At 59.9% G+C, this 20,214-nt stretch carries 26 protein-coding genes; 15 read left to right on the top strand and 11 right to left on the bottom strand.

Features of this window, described 5'->3' with window-relative positions; genetic code table 11:
• Nucleotides 1–208 (bottom strand): C39 family peptidase (locus NW846_RS11365; RefSeq protein ID WP_414516041.1); only part of this gene is annotated, 208 nt, incomplete at its 3' end.
• Nucleotides 209–440: 232 nt separating this feature from the next.
• Between NW846_RS11365 and NW846_RS11360 the strand changes: the two genes are divergently transcribed.
• Genes NW846_RS11360 through NW846_RS11345 form a run of 4 tightly spaced genes read left to right on the top strand, consistent with a single transcriptional unit; the run spans nucleotide 441 to nucleotide 2,180 of the window.
• A complete protein-coding gene (locus tag NW846_RS11360; RefSeq protein ID WP_414516039.1) occupies nucleotides 441–845 on the top strand; it encodes a heavy metal-responsive transcriptional regulator in 405 nt (134 codons plus the stop codon).
• Nucleotides 842–1,054, top strand: a complete 213-nt coding sequence (gene merF, locus NW846_RS11355; RefSeq protein ID WP_414516037.1) for a mercury resistance system transport protein MerF — start codon at nucleotides 842–844, stop codon at nucleotides 1,052–1,054. The genes NW846_RS11360 and merF overlap by 4 nt, the downstream gene beginning before the upstream one ends.
• A 39-nt stretch (nucleotides 1,055–1,093) precedes the next feature.
• Nucleotides 1,094–1,684, top strand: a complete 591-nt coding sequence (locus NW846_RS11350) for a mercuric transporter MerT family protein (protein WP_414516035.1) — start codon at nucleotides 1,094–1,096, stop codon at nucleotides 1,682–1,684.
• Nucleotides 1,647–2,180 carry a putative iron-sulfur cluster-binding metallochaperone gene (locus NW846_RS11345; protein WP_414516033.1) on the top strand — a complete coding sequence of 178 codons (534 nt, stop codon included), beginning with the start codon at nucleotides 1,647–1,649 and terminating at the stop codon, nucleotides 2,178–2,180. Before NW846_RS11350 ends, NW846_RS11345 begins: the two co-directional genes overlap by 38 nt.
• On the opposite strand, the gene NW846_RS11340 is transcribed toward NW846_RS11345, so the two are convergent.
• The 5 genes from NW846_RS11340 to thrC form a co-directional block, all read right to left on the bottom strand.
• Nucleotides 2,127–2,756, bottom strand: coding sequence for a hypothetical protein (locus NW846_RS11340; RefSeq protein WP_414516031.1), 630 nt, complete (start codon nucleotides 2,754–2,756; stop codon nucleotides 2,127–2,129). The two genes, NW846_RS11345 and NW846_RS11340, sit on opposite strands and share 54 nt — an antisense overlap.
• A gap of 163 nt (nucleotides 2,757–2,919) precedes the next feature.
• Nucleotides 2,920–3,528 carry a DNA-3-methyladenine glycosylase gene (locus NW846_RS11335; RefSeq protein ID WP_414516030.1) on the bottom strand — a complete coding sequence of 203 codons (609 nt, stop codon included), beginning with the start codon at nucleotides 3,526–3,528 and terminating at the stop codon, nucleotides 2,920–2,922.
• Nucleotides 3,525–3,800 carry a ubiquitin-like small modifier protein 1 gene (locus tag NW846_RS11330; RefSeq protein ID WP_011429210.1) on the bottom strand — a complete coding sequence of 92 codons (276 nt, stop codon included), beginning with the start codon at nucleotides 3,798–3,800 and terminating at the stop codon, nucleotides 3,525–3,527. The genes NW846_RS11335 and NW846_RS11330 overlap by 4 nt, the downstream gene beginning before the upstream one ends.
• 36 nt (nucleotides 3,801–3,836) lie before the next feature.
• Nucleotides 3,837–4,361 carry a fasciclin domain-containing protein gene (locus tag NW846_RS11325; RefSeq protein ID WP_099812536.1) on the bottom strand — a complete coding sequence of 175 codons (525 nt, stop codon included), beginning with the start codon at nucleotides 4,359–4,361 and terminating at the stop codon, nucleotides 3,837–3,839.
• Nucleotides 4,362–4,454: 93 nt separating this feature from the next.
• Nucleotides 4,455–5,795 carry a threonine synthase gene (thrC, locus tag NW846_RS11320; RefSeq protein ID WP_414346636.1) on the bottom strand — a complete coding sequence of 447 codons (1,341 nt, stop codon included), beginning with the start codon at nucleotides 5,793–5,795 and terminating at the stop codon, nucleotides 4,455–4,457.
• 295 nt (nucleotides 5,796–6,090) lie between these two features.
• Between thrC and mnmG the strand changes: the two genes are divergently transcribed.
• Complete coding sequence (gene mnmG, locus NW846_RS11315; RefSeq protein WP_414346638.1) at nucleotides 6,091–8,022, top strand: tRNA uridine-5-carboxymethylaminomethyl(34) synthesis enzyme MnmG; 1,932 nt, start codon at nucleotides 6,091–6,093, stop codon at nucleotides 8,020–8,022.
• Here mnmG and tsaD read toward each other — a convergent pair.
• Nucleotides 7,986–9,086 carry a tRNA (adenosine(37)-N6)-threonylcarbamoyltransferase complex transferase subunit TsaD gene (gene tsaD, locus NW846_RS11310; protein WP_099834686.1) on the bottom strand — a complete coding sequence of 367 codons (1,101 nt, stop codon included), beginning with the start codon at nucleotides 9,084–9,086 and terminating at the stop codon, nucleotides 7,986–7,988. The two genes, mnmG and tsaD, sit on opposite strands and share 37 nt — an antisense overlap.
• A 166-nt stretch (nucleotides 9,087–9,252) precedes the next feature.
• Between tsaD and NW846_RS11305 the strand changes: the two genes are divergently transcribed.
• The 9 genes from NW846_RS11305 to thiD all read left to right on the top strand — a co-directional run bounded on the left by NW846_RS11305 (nucleotide 9,253) and on the right by thiD (nucleotide 14,428).
• Nucleotides 9,253–9,798, top strand: coding sequence for a photosystem I reaction center subunit III (locus NW846_RS11305; protein ID WP_011429205.1), 546 nt, complete (start codon nucleotides 9,253–9,255; stop codon nucleotides 9,796–9,798).
• A gap of 59 nt (nucleotides 9,799–9,857) precedes the next feature.
• A complete protein-coding gene (locus tag NW846_RS11300) occupies nucleotides 9,858–9,977 on the top strand; it encodes a photosystem I reaction center subunit IX (RefSeq protein WP_011429204.1) in 120 nt (39 codons plus the stop codon).
• Nucleotides 9,978–10,102: 125 nt separating this feature from the next.
• Nucleotides 10,103–10,579: a photosystem I reaction center protein subunit XI gene (locus tag NW846_RS11295; protein ID WP_011429203.1), complete on the top strand. Its 477-nt coding sequence runs from the start codon at nucleotides 10,103–10,105 to the stop codon at nucleotides 10,577–10,579.
• A 384-nt stretch (nucleotides 10,580–10,963) separates the two neighbouring features.
• Complete coding sequence (locus NW846_RS11290; protein ID WP_011429202.1) at nucleotides 10,964–11,395, top strand: ribonuclease III domain-containing protein; 432 nt, start codon at nucleotides 10,964–10,966, stop codon at nucleotides 11,393–11,395.
• A 32-nt stretch (nucleotides 11,396–11,427) separates the two neighbouring features.
• Nucleotides 11,428–12,492 carry a 23S rRNA (guanosine(2251)-2'-O)-methyltransferase RlmB gene (gene rlmB, locus NW846_RS11285; protein WP_414346639.1) on the top strand — a complete coding sequence of 355 codons (1,065 nt, stop codon included), beginning with the start codon at nucleotides 11,428–11,430 and terminating at the stop codon, nucleotides 12,490–12,492.
• Between the two features lie 46 nt (nucleotides 12,493–12,538).
• Nucleotides 12,539–12,796: a DUF1816 domain-containing protein gene (locus NW846_RS11280; protein WP_011429200.1), complete on the top strand. Its 258-nt coding sequence runs from the start codon at nucleotides 12,539–12,541 to the stop codon at nucleotides 12,794–12,796.
• A complete protein-coding gene (locus NW846_RS11275) occupies nucleotides 12,796–13,113 on the top strand; it encodes a 2Fe-2S iron-sulfur cluster-binding protein (RefSeq protein ID WP_168173317.1) in 318 nt (105 codons plus the stop codon). Before NW846_RS11280 ends, NW846_RS11275 begins: the two co-directional genes overlap by 1 nt.
• A gap of 69 nt (nucleotides 13,114–13,182) precedes the next feature.
• On the top strand, nucleotides 13,183–13,383 hold the full coding sequence (locus NW846_RS11270) for a hypothetical protein (protein ID WP_414346641.1): 201 nt from the start codon (nucleotides 13,183–13,185) through the stop codon (nucleotides 13,381–13,383).
• 220 nt (nucleotides 13,384–13,603) lie between these two features.
• Nucleotides 13,604–14,428: a bifunctional hydroxymethylpyrimidine kinase/phosphomethylpyrimidine kinase gene (thiD, locus tag NW846_RS11265; protein ID WP_228375400.1), complete on the top strand. Its 825-nt coding sequence runs from the start codon at nucleotides 13,604–13,606 to the stop codon at nucleotides 14,426–14,428.
• Between the two features lie 61 nt (nucleotides 14,429–14,489).
• Here thiD and leuC read toward each other — a convergent pair whose 3' ends face one another.
• Both leuC and ispE read right to left on the bottom strand, forming a co-directional pair.
• Nucleotides 14,490–15,893 carry a 3-isopropylmalate dehydratase large subunit gene (gene leuC / locus NW846_RS11260; RefSeq protein ID WP_414346642.1) on the bottom strand — a complete coding sequence of 468 codons (1,404 nt, stop codon included), beginning with the start codon at nucleotides 15,891–15,893 and terminating at the stop codon, nucleotides 14,490–14,492.
• A 150-nt stretch (nucleotides 15,894–16,043) separates the two neighbouring features.
• Nucleotides 16,044–16,973 (bottom strand): 4-(cytidine 5'-diphospho)-2-C-methyl-D-erythritol kinase, encoded by a 930-nt coding sequence (gene ispE / locus NW846_RS11255; protein ID WP_099812544.1) that lies wholly within the window; start codon nucleotides 16,971–16,973, stop codon nucleotides 16,044–16,046.
• Nucleotides 16,974–17,332: 359 nt separating this feature from the next.
• Here ispE and NW846_RS11250 point away from each other — a divergent pair, with 359 nt between their 5' ends.
• Complete coding sequence (locus tag NW846_RS11250) at nucleotides 17,333–18,256, top strand: NAD(+) kinase (protein ID WP_414346643.1); 924 nt, start codon at nucleotides 17,333–17,335, stop codon at nucleotides 18,254–18,256.
• Here the strand turns inward: NW846_RS11250 and NW846_RS11245 are convergent.
• Both NW846_RS11245 and NW846_RS11240 read right to left on the bottom strand, forming a co-directional pair.
• Nucleotides 18,253–19,881, bottom strand: a complete 1,629-nt coding sequence (locus NW846_RS11245; RefSeq protein WP_414346644.1) for an AAA family ATPase — start codon at nucleotides 19,879–19,881, stop codon at nucleotides 18,253–18,255. The genes NW846_RS11250 and NW846_RS11245 overlap by 4 nt on opposite strands.
• Before the next feature lie 45 nt (nucleotides 19,882–19,926).
• The coding region (locus tag NW846_RS11240; RefSeq protein WP_414516026.1) for a pentapeptide repeat-containing protein at nucleotides 19,927–20,214 on the bottom strand (288 nt) is incomplete at its 5' end.

Below are 20,214 nucleotides of genomic sequence, written 5' to 3'. Positions count from 1 at the left end.
CGCGCACCAGCAGCTCACAGGGGGGGGGATCCCGCTGCCAGTAGGCCATCACCATCGCCAAAGAGGTGGGGCTACACCAGACCTCTCCCCCATCGGGGTACACCATCTGGGAGCACCAAGGCAGATCCAAGATTTTGCCCCAGCGGCTGGGATCCCCAGGGGATAGGCGGCTGGGCCTGACCGGCTCGTTGGAAATGGCAACTGCCACCTGATCCACAACGGCAGAACGGCCTGGCTCTTGCGTGAACAGGCGCACCCTGACCTGGAAGGCTTCAGCCCCGTTGAGCGTATCGTTATACTGCTGGGCTGTCGGTAGGGCGCAGCCGCAAGGTTATCAGTTGGGCGATACAAAACTTAATCTAAAATCAGCTTGACCTTGTACTTGGGTATAAGGTTTATCCTTAGAGCATCCAGGTAACTGCATCGGTGGAGTATTTAGGATGCTGCAAGTTGGCGAAGTCTCTCACAAGCTGGGACTCAATCCGCAAACTCTATATTTCTATGAGCGCATTGGATTAATTCCAAAGCCCAGGAGAACTGAATCAGGCTACCGCTTGTACGAGGAGGCAGACATAGAGCGGCTAGCCTTTATTACTCGTGCTAAAGCATTAGGTTTGACTCTTGATGAGATCAAAGAGGTCTTATTACTTCAGAATGGCGAAGCACCTCCATGCCATGAGATTCATTCCAAACTGGTGAGTAAAGTCAGCCAAATTGAAGAGGCGATCGCCCAGTTACAGAAGTTGAAAAGTGAATTATTACCGCTAATTCTGCATTGTGAAAACAACCTTGCTGAAAAAGGGCAATCCGCAAACTGTATTGTTTTTCAGGACAAATTGCTATGAAGCCAAAAGTTGCGTTTTGGGCGAGTGTATCAGGAACAGTCATAGTTGCTCTATGTTGCTTTACACCTGTCCTTGTTATAACCTTGAGCGCAATTGGTTTAGGGGCTGTTGTCGGCTACCTAGATTACATTTTGCTACCTGCTTTAGTTGTGATGTGTGTTGTCACATTCTTTTCCTATCGTCGATATCGTCGCTGTGACAAATGCTAATCATCATAGACATTGGGACATTGGTTTGAGGGAATTGCAATGAAACGTCAATGGGAACTGATTGGAGCTTTCTTAGCGTCAATAATCGCTTCAGTTTGCTGTGTGATTCCCTTGCTTTTGACAGGGTTGGGTATTGGTAGAGCATGGATTGCCTATTTGACAGCTTTTGCACCTTATAGACCTATTTTTATCAGTATTACTCTAGTATTTCTAGGATTTTCATTTTACCGAGTTTATCGCCAACCTCAAGATTGTTCTTCTGGAAGCTTATGTGCTAACCCTCAAAAAAATAGAACAATGAAAAAGATTTTAATCGTCTCAACAGCTTTCACTCTAGGTTTACTTGCCTTTCCCTATGCGATCCCCTACGTTTTGGGGACAGCAGCTATTAGTCAACGTAATGTACAGATGCAGCGTGTTGTATTGCAAGTGAGTAATATGACCTGTACGTCTTGTTCTGTAAGCATTAGAAATAGCTTGTTGCGAGTCCAAGGGGTTCAAGATGCGATCGTCACATTCAACCCGCCAGAAGCTGTTATTGTTTATGATCCTGCTCAGGCTTCTATCCAAGACTTGATCCAAGCTACAACTAATGCTGGCTATCCATCATTTGTTAAAAGCAATAATTAGAAGGAGTATAGACATGGGTGAATGCTGTAATCTATCGTCATCAAATAAGAAGAATGAAACTCGTTGGCAGCGCATCTGTCCGCAGGACGGTACAAAAGGAAAACCTGTCCAACTCATCACTCTAAAAAGCTTACTAGTACCAGTTGCACTAGAGCAATTAAATCCAGCGACTACTTACTGGTTTTGTCCAAGTCCCAATTGCCTTGTTGTTTACTTTTCTGAGCAGGGACAAACTTTCACAACTGCCGATCTGAAAGTACCTGTTTTTCAAAAAAATGTGGATGAGAATGTTTTTGCTTGCTACTGTTTTGGTTGGAGTCGCCAACGCATTCGTGAAGAGCTTAAGCAGTCGGGGGAGAGCAATGCTGTCGATATGATTATGACTCACGTTAAAGCAAAACGTTGCGGCTGTGAAGTCAATAATCCCCAAGGCTCTTGCTGTTTAGAGAATGTCAGATCGGTGGTCAAACAAACAGTTGAAGAATTGGCTAGATGATGGCGCAGTATAACAACCCCAATGCAGCAGACGGACGAAAGCGGCTGGTGTTGAGTTCGAGGCTATCTGCCGCCGCTGATTGGGAACGTTGAGCACCAGCAAGTCCGTGTACAGGTTGCCATCCTCATCCCCTTGTTCTTGCACTGAGTGGCTGGCCAGAGTCAAGGGATCCGCAGCCCATACCCCGCCGTGATACCACTTTGTCCAGCGGTCTGAAAGCTTGGCCCGAATCCACAGTTCCAACCAGGTGCCGGGGGGCGTGGTGGCATTCCAGGAAGCGATTGCCCCGACCATAGGGAAGCTGGTGGGGACTGCTGGGCTGGTGGCTTCTCCCACCCAGTAGGGGCCAAGGGGATAGAAAGGGCGCCCCCGATCGCGTAAGCGGGATGGAGTCCTTAGCGCCACCTCAGGCTCTTCAAGGCTGACTTCTTGCCGCAAACCCTCTGGATCCAAGATCAATTGCCCTCGGGCGTTCAGGCAGATCCCTTGGGTTGACCAGTCCTGAAACCCCTGAGCTTCTCCCGCCCGCCAGCGCTGAAACCCGGTGCGATAGGTGGAGTGGGTCTGGGCTTGCATCGTCAAGAGTCCTGGAAAAGTTGGAACAGGCTGGGCCAACGCGGGCAACCCCAGCAAGAGCAGCACAACCCCGCTGACCAGCCCAGGCAGCCCCTGCCGTTCGCGTAAGCGGGACGGAGTCCTTTAGCCACTGCCTTCTGCGAGCATTGTCCGCCTGCCCCCACTAATAGCGCGACACCGCCGGATGTCCACCAATGTACCAGCGCCACGGGATCTCAGCCCCCTGAGTGATACCGATGCGGGTGGTCTGGACAATAGGCAACTGCGTTTGCCAAGAGGGGGATCCCTCCAGCCAAATGCCTTCCTGGCCGGCTTCCGCCCGCTCTAGCCGCCAGCCGTTGTGGGATCCGTCGATGCGCAGTGCTTGACAGAGCAGGCCCGGCCCCGCCGCCACCCGCGCCGGTTTCAAGCGCTTGTTGGCCGGGATCCACTCCGGCAGGCAATCCAACTGGGCTGCCCGGATCAAAACCGCTGACGCGATCCCTTCCGCCTCGGTGACGATGTTGAGACAGTGGTAGAGGCCGTAGATGCGATAGACGTAGAGATGGCCGGGCGGCCCGAACATCACCTGGTTGCGGCAGGTCTTGCGGCGATAGGCGTGGCATGCCGGATCGCCGGCGGTGTAGGCTTCCGTTTCCACAATCTGCGCCCGCACCTGCAGCCCATCGGCAAATTGCCGCACCAGCACCATGCCCAGCAACGTAGGCGCCACCAGCGGCGCCGGCTTGCTTAACCACTCCCAAGCAGCCACAGCCGGCTCGGCAACTTTCATCCCCCGGCAACAGCAGGGACGATGCTCACCTCATCCCCATCCTGTAGAGGCGTGTCCGATCCCTGGAGGAAGCGAATGTCTTCGCTGTTGACATAGAGATTGACAAAGCGGCGCAATTCCCCCTTTTCATCGCACAGCCGCGCCTTGATGCCCGGATAGGTCTGCTCCAAGGCCTCCAGCAATTCCCGAACGGTGGATCCCTCGCAACTTACCACCTCCTGATCCCGGGTGAGCACCCGCAGCGTGGTGGGAATTAACACCTTGACTGCCATAAGCCAATGCTTCGTCCAGCGACCAACCTTAGAAGACTAGGGTAGCAGCACCCCGTCAATGCCGTGAATCACCCCGTTGGAAACCGGAATATCCGCCAAGTTCACATTGGCCCCGTTGACCCGGATGCTGCCATCGGCTCCCACCTGCACCCGCAGCGGCAGCCCCGCCAAGGTGGTCAGAGTGGCCGATTGGCCAGGCCGCAGGTCAAACGAGGTAATCCGCCCCGGCACCACATGATAGGTGAGGATGCGGGTGAGCTGATCCCGATTGGCCGGCTGCAACAACGTCTCCACGGTGCCCGGCGGCAGTTGCCCAAAGGCCACATCGGAAGGGGCAAAGACCGTGAACGGCCCCGGCCCCGCCAACGCCGTGTTCAGCCCCGCCGCCCGCAAAGCCGTCGCCAACGTCGAGTAGCTGCTGGGCAAAGTTTCCAGCTCAACGGCAATGGTGTTCAGCCCCTGAGGCCGAGCCGTGGGAGCCAAAGCAAGGGGGGTCAACACCGCCACTGCCACCGGCAAGCAGCGACGCGCAAAGTGACGGACAGAACGGAGGATAGGCATGGTGCAGAGCTCCTGAGCGAGTGGGTCTGTGCCAGGGATCGTAACAGTTCTTCATTAAGACGCCGTTAAGAGCCCAGGGGGATCCCTCTCGCTTCAAACCGAGGCCTCCTGCCAGTCCAGCCGATCCAGAGTGCGGGCCCGCTCCAGCGCCTGTTCAAAGCTCTCCAGCTTAGGCGAAATTACCAGCGGGTGGCCCACGTGCGCCTGCACCGCCTCCTGGGTTTTCAAGCCATTGCCGGTAATATAGGCTACCGTAACCGCCTCAGGATCAAGCTGGCCCGATTCGGCCAGGCGTTTGAGCACGGCAATGGTGGTGCCGCCAGCCGTCTCGGTGAAGATGCCCTCGGTCTCGGCCAAGAGCTTGATGCCGGCAATGATCTCGGGATCCGTGGCCGTCGCGATCTGGCCGCCGGTTTTGCGGGCAATCTCCAGGGCGTAGATGCCGTCGGCAGGGTTGCCGATGGCAATAGACTTGGCGATGGTATTCGGCTTAACCGGAGTAACAAAATCCCGCCCCTCGCGAAAGGCCTGGGCAATGGGCGCACAGCCCTGGGCCTGGGCGCCGTGGAAGATAACCGGCTTCTCCGCCACCAGCCCCACCTTCACAAACTCCTGAAAACCTTTGTAAATCTTGGTGTACAGGGATCCCGACGCTAGCGGGATCACTACCTGATCCGGCAGTTGCCAACCTAGTTGCTCCGCCACCTCGTAGGCCAAGGTTTTCGAGCCTTCTGCGTAGTAAGGGCGCAGGTTGATATTGACAAAGCCCCAGCCGTAGCGATCCGCCACCTCGGCGCAGAGGCGGTTGACCTGGTCGTAGTTGCCCTCCACCGCCATGACGGTGGGATTGTAGATGAGGGATCCCAGCACTTTGCCCGCCTCCAGATCCGCCGGGATGAAGATGGTGCAGTCCAGGCCGGCGTGGGCGGCGATGGCAGCCGTGGAGTTGGCCAAGTTGCCCGTGCTGGCGCAAGAGACCGTGGTAAAGCCCAGCTCCTTGGCGCGGGTCAGGGCCACCGACACCACCCGATCCTTGAAGCTGAGGGTGGGCATGTTGACGGCATCGTTCTTGAGGTAGAGGTTTTTTAACCCCAGTCGCCGCCCCAGCCGCTCCGCTTTCACTAGGGGAGTCATGCCGGTGCCGACATCGATAGGGCGCTCCGAAACCACCGGCAGGAAAGGCCGATAGCGCCAGATAGACAGCGGCCCGGCTTGGATGCTCTGCCGGCTGACGACGCTCTTGAGCCAGTCGTAGTCATAGACCACTTCCAGGGGGCCAAAACACAGGTCGCACACGTGCTTGGCCACCGGCTCATACTCGGCCCCACATTCCCGACAGCGCAAGCGCCTAAAGCCCACCTGGAGGGTGCGCAAGGCCGAGCTGGGCGGCAAATCGGCAGGGCTGAGCGGGCGGTGGGAAAGGGTTTGGGTCATAGGAAGCCTCAGACAGGAGAAAGGGCTGGATCTTGTTTACCCGTCGTCGAGGGCAATCTTATCACCCGCGATCGACCCCGTCAACTAAACCCGACTAAAATAGTCTGAATTAGATCCGGCTGGGGAGAGCGGGATCCTAGCCGGTTTGGGCAACCTCGGAGCGGCAGACTGGTGGAGGTCTGGCTTTCTCTTGCCGAGATTTTGGGATAGCCCTCTATCCGTCGCTAGACTGGAGAAACAAGCTGTAACAACCTAATTGGGATAGGGGATCCCGGTATTCCGCGGGGGCGATCCTATGCTCAAAGTTGGATGGGACAACGTGGACTTTCTCGACCACTACGACGTGATCGTCGTGGGTGGGGGACACGCTGGCTGTGAAGCGGCCCTGGCGGCAGCGCGGCTGGGCTGTAATACCTTGATGCTGACGTTGAACCTGGACAAGATCGCCTGGCAGCCCTGTAACCCCGCTGTGGGGGGCCCGGCCAAGTCGCAACTGGTGCACGAAATCGACGCCCTTGGCGGCGAGATGGGCAAAGTTACCGACCGCACCTATTTGCAAAAGCGGGTGCTCAACCGCTCGCGGGGGCCGGCGGTATGGGCCTTGCGGGCGCAAACCGACAAACGCGAGTACGCGCGGGTAATGCGCTCGGTGGTGGAAAACCAGCCCAATCTGAGCATCCGCGAGGGCACTGTCACCGACCTGGTGCTGGGGCGCAACGATGAGGTGGTGGGCGTGGTTACCCATTTTGGCAGCGTCTTCGGCTGTGGGGCGGTGATCCTGACCACGGGCACCTTTCTGGGAGGGCGCATCTGGATTGGCCGCCACTGGCAGCCTGCTGGCAGAGCGGGGGAATTTGCCGTCGAAGGCCTGACCGACACCCTGCGCCAACTGGGCTTTGAGACAGGTCGGCTGAAGACGGGCACCCCTGCCCGTGTGGATCGCCGCAGCGTCGATTTTTCCCTGATGGAGCGGCAGCCAGGGGATCCCGACCTGCGCTGGTTTAGCTTTGACCCGGAGGTGTGGGTGCCGCGGGAGCAGATGGACTGCTATCTCACCCGCACCACGCCGGAGACCCACCGCATCATCCGCGAAAACCTCCACGAGACGCCGGTCTACGGCGGCTGGGTGGAGGCCAAGGGGCCCCGCTACTGCCCCAGCATCGAAGACAAGATCGTCCGCTTTGCCGACAAGGAAAGCCATCAAATTTTTATTGAGCCAGAGGGGCGGGATCTGCCGGAGCTCTACATCCAGGGGTTCTCGACGGGGATGCCAGAAAAGATCCAGATCCAGATGCTGCGCTCCCTGCCCGGCCTGGAGCGGTGCGTCATGCTGCGGCCTGCCTACGCCGTGGAATACGACTATCTGCCGGCCACCCAGATCTACCCCACCCTGATGACCAAGAAGGTGCAGGGGCTGTTCTGTGCCGGCCAAATTAACGGCACCACCGGCTACGAAGAGGCAGCAGCCCAGGGTCTGATCGCCGGGATCAACGCCGCCCGCCTGGTGCAGGGGAAGCCGCTGGTAACCCTGCCGCGGGAGTCCAGCTACATCGGCACCCTCATCGACGACCTTTGTACCAAAGAGCTGCGGGAGCCCTACCGCATGCTCACCAGCCGCTCCGAATACCGCCTTATCCTACGCGCCGACAACGCCGACCAACGCCTCACCCCCCTGGGGCGGGAATGGGGCCTCATCGACGACCGCCGCTGGGCCCTCTTCCAGGCCAAGCAGGCCCGCATTGCCGCCGAGATCGAGCGCCTAGAAACCCAGCGGGTCAAGGCCCACGACCCCGCCGGGATCCACCTCAGCCAACTGACCGGCCAGGGGATCAAAGGATCCGCCACCTTGGCCGAGCTCCTGCGCCGCAACCCGATCCACTACGCCGACCTGCTAGAGCTGGGGTTGGGAAATGAGGAGCTGGATCCCTTTGAGCAGGAGGCAGCGGAAATTGCCGTCAAATACAGCGGCTACATCCAGCGGCAACAGAGCCAAATCGAGCAGGTGAGCAAGCAGTACCACCGCCCCCTGCCCCCCGATCTGGACTACCACTCCATCCCCACCCTCTCCAAAGAGTCGCGGGAGAAACTGGCGGCAGTCCGGCCTCTGACCGTGGGCCAGGCGGCCCGCATTGGCGGCGTCAACCCCGCCGACATCAATGCCCTGCTCATCTACCTAGAGGTGAGACAACGTCAGAAGACGGCTGCTGCAGCTCCCGTCGGGGCCTGACCGCAGCCGCCGCTCCCCTGGCCGTAGAGGGCAGGGATCTCTTCCAGGGTCAGGCGCGAGGCCACCCCCAGCTCCAGGGGCGAGGTCTCTCCCCGCAGCCAGTGGCAAAGGCCAGCTGCCCCAATCATGGCGGCGTTGTCGGTACAGAGGTTTGGGGGCGGGATCACCACCCGCAGGCCCTTTTGGCGGCCCGCTTCTAGCAGGCGAGCGCGCAGCTCCCGGTTGGCGGCCACCCCCCCTGTAACCAGCAGCGTCGAGAGGCCCAGCGCCTCGGCACAGGCCACGGCTTTTTCTGTGAGCACGCGGGTGAGGCAGGCCTGGAAGCTGGCGGCAATATCGGCCACAGGCAGCTCCTGGCCTTCCTGCTGCAACTGTTGGACCAGGCGCAGCACCGCTGTCTTCAGGCCGCTGAAGCTGGTGTCGTAGGGGTGATCCAGTTTGCCCTCGGGCAAAGGGAAGCGATCGGGATCCCCTTGTTGCGCCCAGCGGTCGATCTGGGGCCCGCCCGGATAGCCCAGCCCCAACAGCCGCGCCACCTTGTCAAAGGCTTCGCCGGCGGCGTCGTCGCGGGTGCGGCCCATCGTCTGGTACTCCCCGTAGTCCTTCATCCAGATCAGGCTGGTGTGGCCTCCTGAAACCAAAAGGCCCAGGCAGGGGGGACGCAAGTCGGCTGCTGCCAAAAAGCCGCTGAACAGGTGGCCCTCCAGGTGGTGCACCCCGATCAAAGGTTTGTTGTAGAGCAGCGCCAAGGTCTTGGCCGCCATCAGCCCCACCAGTAAGGATCCCACCAGGCCCGGCGCACAGGTGACGGCAACAGCATCCACCTCGGCCATGCCCAGCCCAGCCTGCTGCAGGGCGGACTCCAGCACAAAGGGCAGAGTTTCCACATGGCGGCGGGCAGCCACCTCCGGCACCACGCCCCCGTAGGCTGCATGGAGGTCGATCTGGCTAGCCACCACAGAGCTGAGCTGCCGTGGGGCAAAGGTCGGCCAGGCCGCATCTGCCTCCACCACAGCCACAGCTGTTTCATCACAACTGGTTTCAATGGCGAGGAGGCGGGGCATAGAGGAAAGGCGGGAGTTTCCTTAAGAATTGTGTGAGCTAAAACTCGCAATCCGTTGGAGCGAGGTACTCGGGAGTATGATACTAACCGTTTAGTGCCCGTTGCTGCACTTAGCATTCCTGCACATTTAACAGACCTAGACCCCTAGCTTAAGGACACATCCTGCTATGCGAACCCTTTTGAGTCTCCTTTTAGCCCTTTGCCTGGCGCTTGGCCTCGCCCAGGCTGTGCAGGCAGAGCCCTTGATCGGTCTGAAGCCTTGCAGCGAAGTTCCCGCTTTTCAGGCCCTGATGAACGAACGGCTGAGCAGCCTCGAAGAGAAGATCCTCAATGCCAGCCCTAACCTGGCTCCTCTCTACCAGCAAAAGTTGGCCCAAACCGAGAAGCGCTTTGAGCGCTACAGCAAGCTGCTCTGTGGCGAAGAAGGCTTGCCCCACCTGGTTACCGATGGCCGCTGGAGCCATGCAGGCGAGTTTCTCATCCCTGGCCTGCTTTTCCTCTACATCGCCGGCTGGCTGGGCTGGGCTGGGCGCTCCTATCTGATTGCTGTCCGGAATAGCGACGAGCCGGAGATGAAAGAAAGCATCATCGACGTCCCCTTGGCGCTGCGCTGTTTCCTCACGGCTTTGGCCTGGCCTGCCGCTGCTTTCAAGGAAATTGCCAGCGGCGAAATTCAGGAGCCGGAAGAGGCCGTGCCCATCTCTCCTCGCTGAAGAAGGGGCTTCTCCTCGGCTTTTGGCTTAGCTTCACCCATCCAACTTGAGAGGTATGTATGTCTGATTTCACCAAGTTTCTCACCACGGCTCCAGTGGCCTTTATCTTGTTTTCCAGCTTCGTTTTTGCGCTGTTCATCGAGATCAACCGCTTCTTCCCCGACATTTTGACGTTCTGAACTCGCAAGCCAGGGATCCCCAGCCGCGCCAGCAACACCCACAGGGATCCCTGGTCTTTTAAGCCAGACTTTTTGGAATTTGAGGTTTTTCTAACCCTTTTTGCACTGGAACCAGAGTTGCCGACATGGTTGAACCCACTGCCGATACCGTTTCTCCTAATAGGGGATATATCGCCGTCCCGGAAGGGGATCCGCAGATTGGCGATTTCTGGACGCCGATCAACCACGCGCCTGTTGTCCGTCTGTTGATAGACTGGTTGCCCATCAACCGGCCGGGATTGAGCTCCATTTGGCGGGGTTTGGAAATTGGCATGGCCCACGGCTATTGGTTGGTGGGGCCTTTTGCCAAGCTGGGGCCGCTGCGCAGCGAGCCCATCGGCCTGCTGAGCGGTTTCCTGGGAGCCTGTGGCCTGATCTTAATCATGACGGCAGCTCTCTCTCTCTACGGCACCGTCTCCCCGCAGCGCAACGACGGGCCGGTGCAGGGATCCCAATCTTGGAGCGAACTGGCCGCCGGCTTTTTGGTAGGGGGCATGGGCGGGGCAATCGTCGCCTACCTGCTTCTGCTCAATGGAGATCTGTTGTTTCCCAATTTTGGTTAAGCGGCTTCCCCTCTCCATCCATCCCCTTGTCTTGGACGGCCTTGCGAGTCTCTCCATCCTCTGCTGAGCGGCGGCTTGGCCAGATGGGCTCTGCTTTCCAGCTTTTCGCGTTGATGCCGGCCCGCTTGCCCACAGCTTCCCTGGATTTTGCTCTCCAGCTTCTTGACGGGGTTTCAGCTGGCTTTTCAAGGCTTGCAGCGTCTTTGTGATCCAATAACCTGAGCAGGCGAGGGAAAAGTTCAGGGCAGCAGTGAGACTGGCAGAAGGCAGGAAGCTTGCCCTAGCATAGACTGAGCCAGCCAGTGGAGTCTCGAATTTGCTATGAACCGACGGCAGCGGTTCTAGGCATTTTTCCAAATAGCCAAATAGTTTTTGTAAGCTGTCGTGAGCGATCTCCTGTCCGATCCCACTTCTGCAAGCTTCTCTTTGGCTGAGATCGGTCGCCTGTCGCCTGCAGCCCTGGCCTACCTGGGAGATGCCATTTACGAACTGCACGTGCGACGGCAGCAGTTGTTTCCTCCCACTCGGCCAGAGCTTTACCATCGGCAGGTGGTAAGGCGGGTACGCGGATCTGCTCAGGCCAGATTGTTGTTGGCGCTTTTGCCCTATCTCAGCCCTGAAGAGCGGGAGATCGTCCGCTGGGGCCGCAACGGCTGCGGTCGTCCACCCCGCCACTTGCCCTTGGCCGACTACCAGAATGCCAGTGGCCTGGAAACCATCTTGGGCTACCTTTACCTCACCGATCCCGAGCGGCTACGCCACATTCTCGCTCTCACCGATGTTTTGGCCAAGACGATAGGCGAGGGGGAAGGTTAAGATCGGCTTTTACTCTGCACCGTTCTCTGCCCATGCCCAAGCCTTCCCAATGCAAACCTCCCTTACGGCTGTCTCGCCGGAGCAAGCTGCAGCGGCAAGGGGCGGGGCAACCCTTCAACAAGCCCAAGCAGACCAAACGGCGCGAGGGGGGCTCCCCGCTCCATCTCCAGCCGGCGGCGCAAGAGCCGCCCGTAAAGCCGCTTCGTCGCAAGGCTGAGCAGGAGCGCCCCCAGCCAAATCCCAGCCCTCCCGTTGCCAGTCCAGAAGACGGGGAGCTGCAGGTTAACCGGGATCCCGAAGCCGAACCTGAACAAGAGATCATCTACGGTCGCCAAACCGTGTTGGCTGCGCTGAGAAGCCAGGCCACCCTTAACCGAGTGTGGGTGCTGCCGCGGTTGCGCTACAGCCCCCAATTTTGGTCTTTGTTGGAAGAAGCCAAAGCACGGGGTACCGTCATCGATGAGGTGTCTCTCCAGCGGCTAAACCTTCTCACCGCTGGAGCCAACCACCAGGGGATCGCCGCCCAGGCCACCCCTTACCGCTATGTGGATCTGGAAGAGCTGGTGGAACAGAGCCGCCAGTCCGGCCCCTATCCGGTGCTGGTGGTGCTGGACGGGATCCAGGATCCCCACAACCTGGGGGCTATTGCCCGCAGCGTGGAGGCGTTTGGCATGCAGGGGATGGTGATCCCACAGCGGCGGGCGGCAGGCGTCACTGCGACGGTGATGAAGGTGGCAGCGGGGGCCCTCTCTACTTTGCCGGTGGCGCGGGTGGTGAACTTAAATCGCGCCCTGGAATATCTTAAAGGGCAGGGGTTTTGGGTCTATGGCACCACCAGCCAGGGGGCTGCCCCTATCTACAGCGCCGACTTTCGCCGACCTATTGCCTTGGTGGTGGGATCCGAAGGGGAAGGCATCAGCTTGCTCACCCAGCGCCACTGCGACCAACTGCTGTCGATCCCCTTGGCGGGCCGCACGGAAAGTTTGAATGCTTCGGTGGCGGCGGGCATCGCCCTCTACGAGATCCACCGGCAGCGCTCCCCCCACCGAGGTCGAAACATTTCTCAACAAATCCTCAACGAAGGCAGTAGAATCTAGGTGATTGCAAAAGATCCTGAGTCATCCTTTGCGCTTAATAGGGGGGATGGATCCCGTGGGCAACCCTTTGGTCTGGCTGTTGGATAGGCTGCGGGGCCTAGCAGTCTGGGTTGAGATCACCACCGACGACTGCACCTATTACTACGGCCCCTTCGCCAGCGAGAAAGAAGCAGAGGCGCATAAAGGTCGCTACATCGCCGACCTGAAGGCGGAGGGGGCTGAGAAGATCGAGGTTCAGATAAAGAAAATGCGCCAGCCGCAGTCGCTGACGGTGGTCCGCACTCCTTCGCGGGTTCGTTCCTGATGACGGCTATGGTTTACCAGGTAACCGTTCATCACCGGGGCCAAACCTACCGGTTTACCGCGGCGGCAGATCAGACAGTTTTACAGGCGGCTCTCGAACACGGCCTAGAGCTGCCCTCTTCCTGCCAGGCGGGAGTCTGTACCACCTGTGCAGGGAGGCTGAAGTCGGGATCCGTGGCCCAGCCTGACGCCATGGGGATCGGGCCGGAACTCAAGGCTCAGGGCTTTGTGCTGCTGTGTGTAGCCTATCCTACTTCCGATCTAGAGGTGGAGACGGACCAAGAGGAGGAGGTCTATCGTCTCCAGTTTGGCTCCTAGCCCTGCTTGGATATCCACCCCCGTTGAGGGCAATTCTGTGCGGGTTACTCAAAGGAGTTCTAACGGCCTGTGAAGCTGCACTTTCTCCGCCTTTCCCTGCCCCTAAGCCTGCCGGTTTCTGCTGCTCGACTGGAGGGATCCCTTACCGAGCAGGTGGCCCAGGAGCTAGGACAGCCAGCTCAGCTTCTGCGCTGGAGCCTGACGGCGGTGGAGGGGGATAGGGCTTGGGTGGAGGTAGTAGCTACTACCGACGATGGCCATTCCAATTGAAGACAGCCCACCCCTCTCCTTAGGAAGAGGGGAGTTGGGGATAGCGCCCGCGCCGCCGGCGCGTTCGCAACTGCGTTGCCTATCGGGTCTGAAAGAGTTTTCCCAAGACCTCAGAGGCTAGCGGGAATCATTTCGTTGCTACGCTGAAGGACAGAAATGGCTAGCGGTACCCTCGGCAGTTTTTGTCCTTTGGCCAATGTCTGTCCCCACATCTGAACCAATGTCGGCTCCAATGTTGGCCGAGCAGCATCCCCCTGTTGCCCTCACCATTGCCGGATCCGATAGCGGCGGCGGAGCGGGCATTCAAGCGGATCTGCGCACCTTTGCCTTCCAGCGCGTCCACGGCACTTCCGCCCTCACCTGCGTAACTGCCCAAAACACCCTCGGGGTCAACCGCGTGGATGCGCTGCCGCCGGAGGCGGTGGCCGCCCAGATTGAGGCGGTGGTGCAGGATATCGGGGTGCAAGGGATCAAAACCGGCATGTTGCTCAATGTCGAGATCGTGCGGGAGGTGGCCCGCCAAGTGGAGCGGTGGGCCCTGCAGCCGCTGGTGGTGGATCCGGTGATGGTCTCCCGCACCGGGGCCAAGCTGCTGGCAGAAGACGCCATCCAGGCCATCCGCGAGCGGCTGATCCCGCTGGCCCAGGTCGTTACCCCCAACCGCTACGAGGCCCAGATTTTGGCAGGGATGGAGCTGCAGTCATTGGCGGATATGGAGGAGGCGGGCCGCCGCATCTACGCCCTGGGCTGTAAGGCGGTTTTGGTCAAGGGGGGAGGTATGCCAGGGGAACTGCAGGGGGTGGATGTGTGGTTTGACGGCGAGCGGCTGGAGATCCTCAAAAGCGAGCGCATCCCCACCCGCCACACCCACGGCACCGGCTGTACCCTCTCGGCAGCCATTGCGGCGCAACTGGCTTGGGGCAAGGATCCCTTGGCGGCGACGCTAGCAGCCAAGGCCTATGTTACCGAAGCCCTGCGGCATCCTCTGGCCATCGGCGCAGGACAAGGGCCGGTGGGGCACTTCTACCCGCTTCTCCAGTCTTAGCCCCCTTCTTCGCAGCCGGCAGCCGCTCAGGCTGCCGGGGGAGGTTGAACGGCCCCGCTGGCTAGAGCAGTTCCCGCACGTCCACCACTTTGCCGCTCACGGCCGCCGCCGCCACCATGGCCGGGCTCATGAGCAGGGTGCGCCCACTGGGGGATCCCTGGCGACCCTTAAAGTTGCGGTTGGAAGAAGAGGCGCTAATCTGCCGGCCTACGAGGCGGTCTGGGTTCATGGCCAAACACATGGAGCAGCCGGGATCCCGCCACTCAAACCCTGCCGCCTCAAAGATCTCGCGCAGGCCCTCGCGTTCCGCCTCCTGCTTGACCCGCTCCGAGCCGGGCACGACAAACGCCTTCACTCCAGGCGCTACTCGCCGTCCTTTGGCAATCTTGGCCGCCTCCCGCAAATCGCTCAAGCGGCCGTTGGTGCAACTGCCAATGAAGCAGACATCCACTGGCGTGCCCACGATGGGATCCCCCGGCCGCAAGCCCATGTAGGCATAGGCTTCCTTGGCCAGCTCCCGCTCGCTTTCCGGCAGCTCTTCCGGTGCCGGGATCCGCTCGTCCACCCCAATGCTCTGACCAGGGGTGATTCCCCAGGTTACGGTGGGGGCGATCTCTGCGGCCTGAAACACCACCACGTCGTCGTAGGCGGCGTCGGGGCCGCTGGCCAGGCTTTGCCACCAGGCCACAGCCTCTTCCCAATCGGATCCCTGAGGAGCAAACTCCCGTCCCTTTAGATACTCAAAGGTTACCGCGTCGGGATTGACGTAGCCGCAGCGGGCTCCCCCCTCGATGGACATGTTGCAGAGGGTCATGCGCTCCTCCATGCTCATGGCCTCGATGGTGCTGCCGCCGTATTCGTAGGCGTAGCCCACCCCGCCTTTGACCCCCAGCTTGCGGATGATGTGGAGGATCACATCCTTGGCGTAAACCCCCGGCCCCAACCTGCCGTGCACCTCGATGCGGCGCACTTTGAGCTTGGACAAGGCCAGAGTTTGGGTGGCCAGCACGTCCCGCACCTGGCTGGTGCCGATGCCGAAGGCAATGGCCCCAAAGGCCCCATGGGTAGACGTGTGGCTATCGCCGCAGGCAATGGTCATCCCCGGCTGCGTCAGCCCCTGCTCCGGCGCAATCACATGCACGATCCCCTGCTGGCCGGAGCCGCTGTTGTAGAAGCGGATGCCATATTGGCGACAGTTGCGCTCCAGCTCCTGGATCATCTCCTCTGCCAAGGGATCCGCAAAAGGTCGCGCCCGGTTGTCGGTGGGGATAATGTGATCTACCGTAGCCACCGTCCGCTCCGGAAAGAGAACCGGCAGATGGCGCTCCCGCAGCATGGCAAAAGCCTGGGGGCTGGTGACCTCGTGGATGAGGTGCAGGCCGATGAACAACTGCGTCTGCCCCGAGGGCAAAACCCGCACCGTATGGGCGTCCCAGACTTTGTCGAACAACGTCCTCTCGCTCATCTTCCTCTCCGGCCTGCGGCCAAGCCAGTTTTGAGCTGCTTTCCGTAGAGCTTCAATGTCCTACTTGTTACCAAAGCTTGTCAAGTCAGAGGTCGGGGCGGGCAAAGCACCTTTCCCAAGGCCGGGCTAGCCCAGTTGAGCTGACCGGCCCTAGGGGAGACGGAGGGCCTGGGGATCCGGCTCCAGCAGAATACCGGTGGGAGCAAACTGGGTTACCCAGAAATCCACCTCTGGAAAGTGGTGGCACAGACTGTCACGGGCTTGGGCGGCCCTCTCCAGGCTGGCCATGATCCCAAACACCGTCGGCCCTGAGCCCGACATCAGGGATCCCAGCGCTCCTGCCTCGAGCAAGGCCTGGCGCAATTTTCCCACGATAGCGTGCTCGGCCAAAACTGGTTGCTCCAGATCGTTGCGCAAACTGCGGGCCAAGCCCAGCAGATCCCGACGCTCCAGAGCAGCCAGCACCTGAGGCAAGGTGGGCCGGGAGGGCGCGCCAGAAGGCGAGGCAGCGGCGTGGCGAGCCCGAAAGGCCTGATAGGCCCAGGCGGTGGAAACCCCTAGATGCCGGGGCTTGGCCAACAGCAGCGGGATCCCTTCCCAGTCGGCCAGCGGCTGTAAAACTTCTCCCCGTCCCGTAGCCAACTGCGTCCCCCCCTGCACACAAAAGGGAATATCGGATCCCAAACGGGCCGCCAAGCTCTGCAGTTCTCCTACCGTCAGGCCCAGGCCCCAAAGCTGGTTCAGACCCACCAAAACTGCCGCCGCATCCGCTGAGCCGCCCGCCAAGCCCGCTGCTACTGGGATCTGTTTTTCCAGCTGGATCTCCACTCCCAGCTCAGCCCGACATTCCCTTTGCAGCAGCTCAGCCGCGCGGTAGGCCAGGTTGCGGGCATCTGCCGGCACTTCCGGGTGATCGCAAATCAAGAGGATCCCGTGGGGACGGCGCTGGAGATGCACGCGATCCGCCAAAGTGATGCTCTGTAGGATCATGGCCACCTCGGAATAGCCATCGGGGCGGGAGCCGAGGATTTCTAGGTAGAGATTGATCTTGGCGCGGGCAATCAGGGTACAGGCTTGCATGGGGAAAGGAGCGAGGTTGACAGCAACTCCCCTCAGCCTGTCCAAACCAAGGGGAAACCAGACCTTGCTGGGGAGGCCTTCCAGCCTGATTCTAAGGCAAGGGATCCCTGGGCGGAGGAAACAGCATGGGATTGGCTATGGCCATCGGGCCGGCCACCGTTTGCTGCAAAAGCGCCCGCAAAGCGGGATCCGCTGCCCAGCCCAAGGGCGAAGCTGGAGGCGAGCCCAGGGCACCCCGGAACGGAAGCTAGGTTTACTTCACCAAAACCCGAGACCGCTGCCGTCCTGGTTGCAGAAGGGATCCCAGAGCCGATCCAGAACTGATAGAGTTTTGGCACCCTCTGCCTCACCACTGCCCCATGAGCAAGCCCAAAGCCGGGATCCTCTACAACGACGCCAAGCCCGCCGCCAAGCGCAGCAGCGAAACCCTGTCCCGCTGGTTTCAGGAACAGGGTTGGGAAGTCTGTGTCGCACCCAACTGGGGCGGCATCCTTGGCTACGCCAAGCTTGACAGTCCCGTCTGCTTGACCAAGGTGGACAGCCTGGCCCCCGCCGGCTTTGACGAGAGCATGAAGTTTGCCGTGGTGCTGGGGGGAGACGGCACCGTTTTGGCAGCAGCCCGGCAACTGGCCCCCAAAGGGATCCCCTTGCTGGCCGTGAACACGGGCCACCTGGGCTTTCTGACAGAGACCTACCTAACCCACCTGGAGGAGGCGGCCAAGGCAGCCATTGCTGGCGAGTACATTCTCGATCGCCGCAGCATGTTGCTGGTGCAGGCCTACCGCGGCAACGAATTGCGCTGGGAGGTGCTCAGCCTCAACGAGATGGTGCTCCACCGCGAGCCCTTGACCAGCATGTGCCACTTTGAAGTCACCATTGGGGATCACTCACCGCTGGATGTGGCTGCCGACGGCATTATTTTAGCCACCCCCACCGGTTCCACCGCCTATGCCCTTTCTGCGGGAGGGCCGGTCATCACTCCCGGCCTGCCGGTGTTGCAGTTGATCCCTATCTGTCCCCACTCGATGGCCTCACGGGCTCTGGTCTTTCCCGATTCGGAAGAGGTATGGATCAGCCCCGCCAGCCCTCAGCCGCTGGTTTTGGTAGCGGACGGCAATGCCGGCTGCTACATCCTGCCAGAAGACCAAATTCGCGTTGTCCGCGCCCCCTACTGCACAGATTTGATTCGCCTACGCCGACCGGAGTTTTTCCGCGTCATGCGGGAGAAATTGGGCTGGGGCCTAACCTACGCCTCCAAGCCCACCTCGGTAGAGCTGCCTTAGTTAGAAAACTTAAATGAGGAGGGGCTGTCGACTTCGATGGGGCCCAGCCCTCTTTTTTGCACCAGGGTTTGCAGCTCGTGCACAAGGTGTTGATCTCGGGAGGCCGTTCGGGCCCCGGACTCGGCAGCCCACGCTTTCAAGTCTTGAATCTGGTCGCGGGCGATGGCGGCCAGGGGAACGGTTTGGCGAATGGCGCCGAGAATATCCTCCTGGGTAAACTCGCGGGGCGGATCCTGGTTGAAGGCCATGTGCATGGCATCGTAGATGGTCTGCTCAATTTCTGCGCCGCTGAAGTTTTCGCTGGCCATGGCCAGCTCAGGGTAGGCAAAATCCCGCACGCGGTTGGGCCGCAGCTGCTGGATGTGGACTTGGAAGATCTCCTCCCGCTCCCGTTGGTTGGGCAAATTGACGAAGAAAATTTCGTCAAACCGGCCTTTGCGCAGCAGCTCGGCCGGCAAGATGCGGACATTGTTGGCGGTGGCAACAATAAAAACGGGTTTGGTTTTTTCCTGCATCCAGGTGATCAGGCTGCCGAAGACCCGCTTGCTGGTGCCTGAATCCCCAGAAAACTCGCTGTTGATGCCGCCAAAGGCTTTATCCAATTCGTCAATCCACAAGACACAGGGGGCCATGGCTTCGGCAATTTGGATCATCTGGCGCACGCGGCTTTCGCTTTCGCCGACGATCCCGCCGAAGAGTCGCCCCACATCCAACCTAAGCAGAGGCATGCGCCACTCGCGGGCTATGGTTTTGGCGCAGAGGGATTTGCCAGTGCCTTGGATCCCGGCCAGCAAAATCCCTTTGGGACTGGGCAAGCCATAGTCGCGGGCCTGAGCGCTAAAACTGTTGCGGCGTTCTCTAATCCAGGCCTTGAGGTTTTCCAGGCCGCCGACATTTTGCAAGGTCTCGGAGGGGTTGTAAAACTCCAGGATTTCCGTCTGGCGGATGTATTGTTTTTTCTCTTCCAGAACAAGGTCAATATCGCCCTCGCTGACCTTGCCCTTGGCGGCTAGGGCGCGGGCCAGGATCCGCTCAATGCGCTGCCGCGTCAGTCCTTGGCAGGCTCGAACCAGTTGTTCTCGCGCAGGGCTGCTCAGCTCCAGTTGGCGGGCAGGGATCGCGTGGGTAAGGATCCGCTCAATTTCGGGAATGCTGGGCAGAGGAAAATCATAGACCACGATTTCCTCCCGCAGCTCGGCAGGGACAACGGCTTCTTGGCCCAAGAGGATGATGGACTTGCGGCTGTGGCGGCTCTCTCTGGCCAGGGTTTTCAGGTAGCGGATGACGGGGTAATTGTCCGAGCGTTCCGGATTTCTCAGGGTGGGGTTTAGGTCTTTGAGAACACAAATAACCGCCTCGTCCTCTTTGATGGCGCCGATGCGGCCCAGAGCAGGCATCAATTGGCCTTTGTTTTGGCCGTTATCTGACCAGCCGGAGACGATATCCCAGATTAGGAGTTTGCGCTTGGGCTTGAGGGAATCGGCTAGAACTTGCAGGAGCTCCTCTGCCGGGGCTTCTTCGGGAGTAACCAGGTAGATCAAAGGGTAGCGGGCGCGAACCACTAAGTCCAGCAGTGTGAGGATGTCTTGGTGATTGCTGGCAAAGGCGAGATCTGAGGGACTCATGGATCCACTGAGAGCGGCTGTAGGTAGTGTAGCCAAGGGATCAGGCTAGGGATGGATGGCTCCGTCGGGGAGGATGGCCCCTTTCAAGTCGGCGAATTGATCCCAGCCGGGACTTAGTTTTGCGCCCCATAGGTTTGCCCCCTTTAGGTTCGTGCCACCCAGCTTTGCTCCCCTCAGGTCAGCCCTGCTCAGGTCGGCCCCGCTCAGGTTGGCCTCGCTCAGGTTGGCCCTGATCAGGTCGGCCCAGCTCAGGTTGGCCCCGCTCAGGTTGGCCCTGCTCAGGTCGGCCCAGCTCAGGTTGGCCCCGCTCAGGTTGGCCCTGCTCAGGTCGGC

It is taken from the genome of Synechococcus sp. W60.3, from assembly GCF_047502615.1.
In the GTDB taxonomy this organism is placed as follows: domain Bacteria; phylum Cyanobacteriota; class Cyanobacteriia; order Thermostichales; family Thermostichaceae; genus Thermostichus.
The sequence above is the reverse complement of the archived record's forward strand: the minus strand, read 5'-3'. Positions and strand labels throughout refer to the sequence as shown.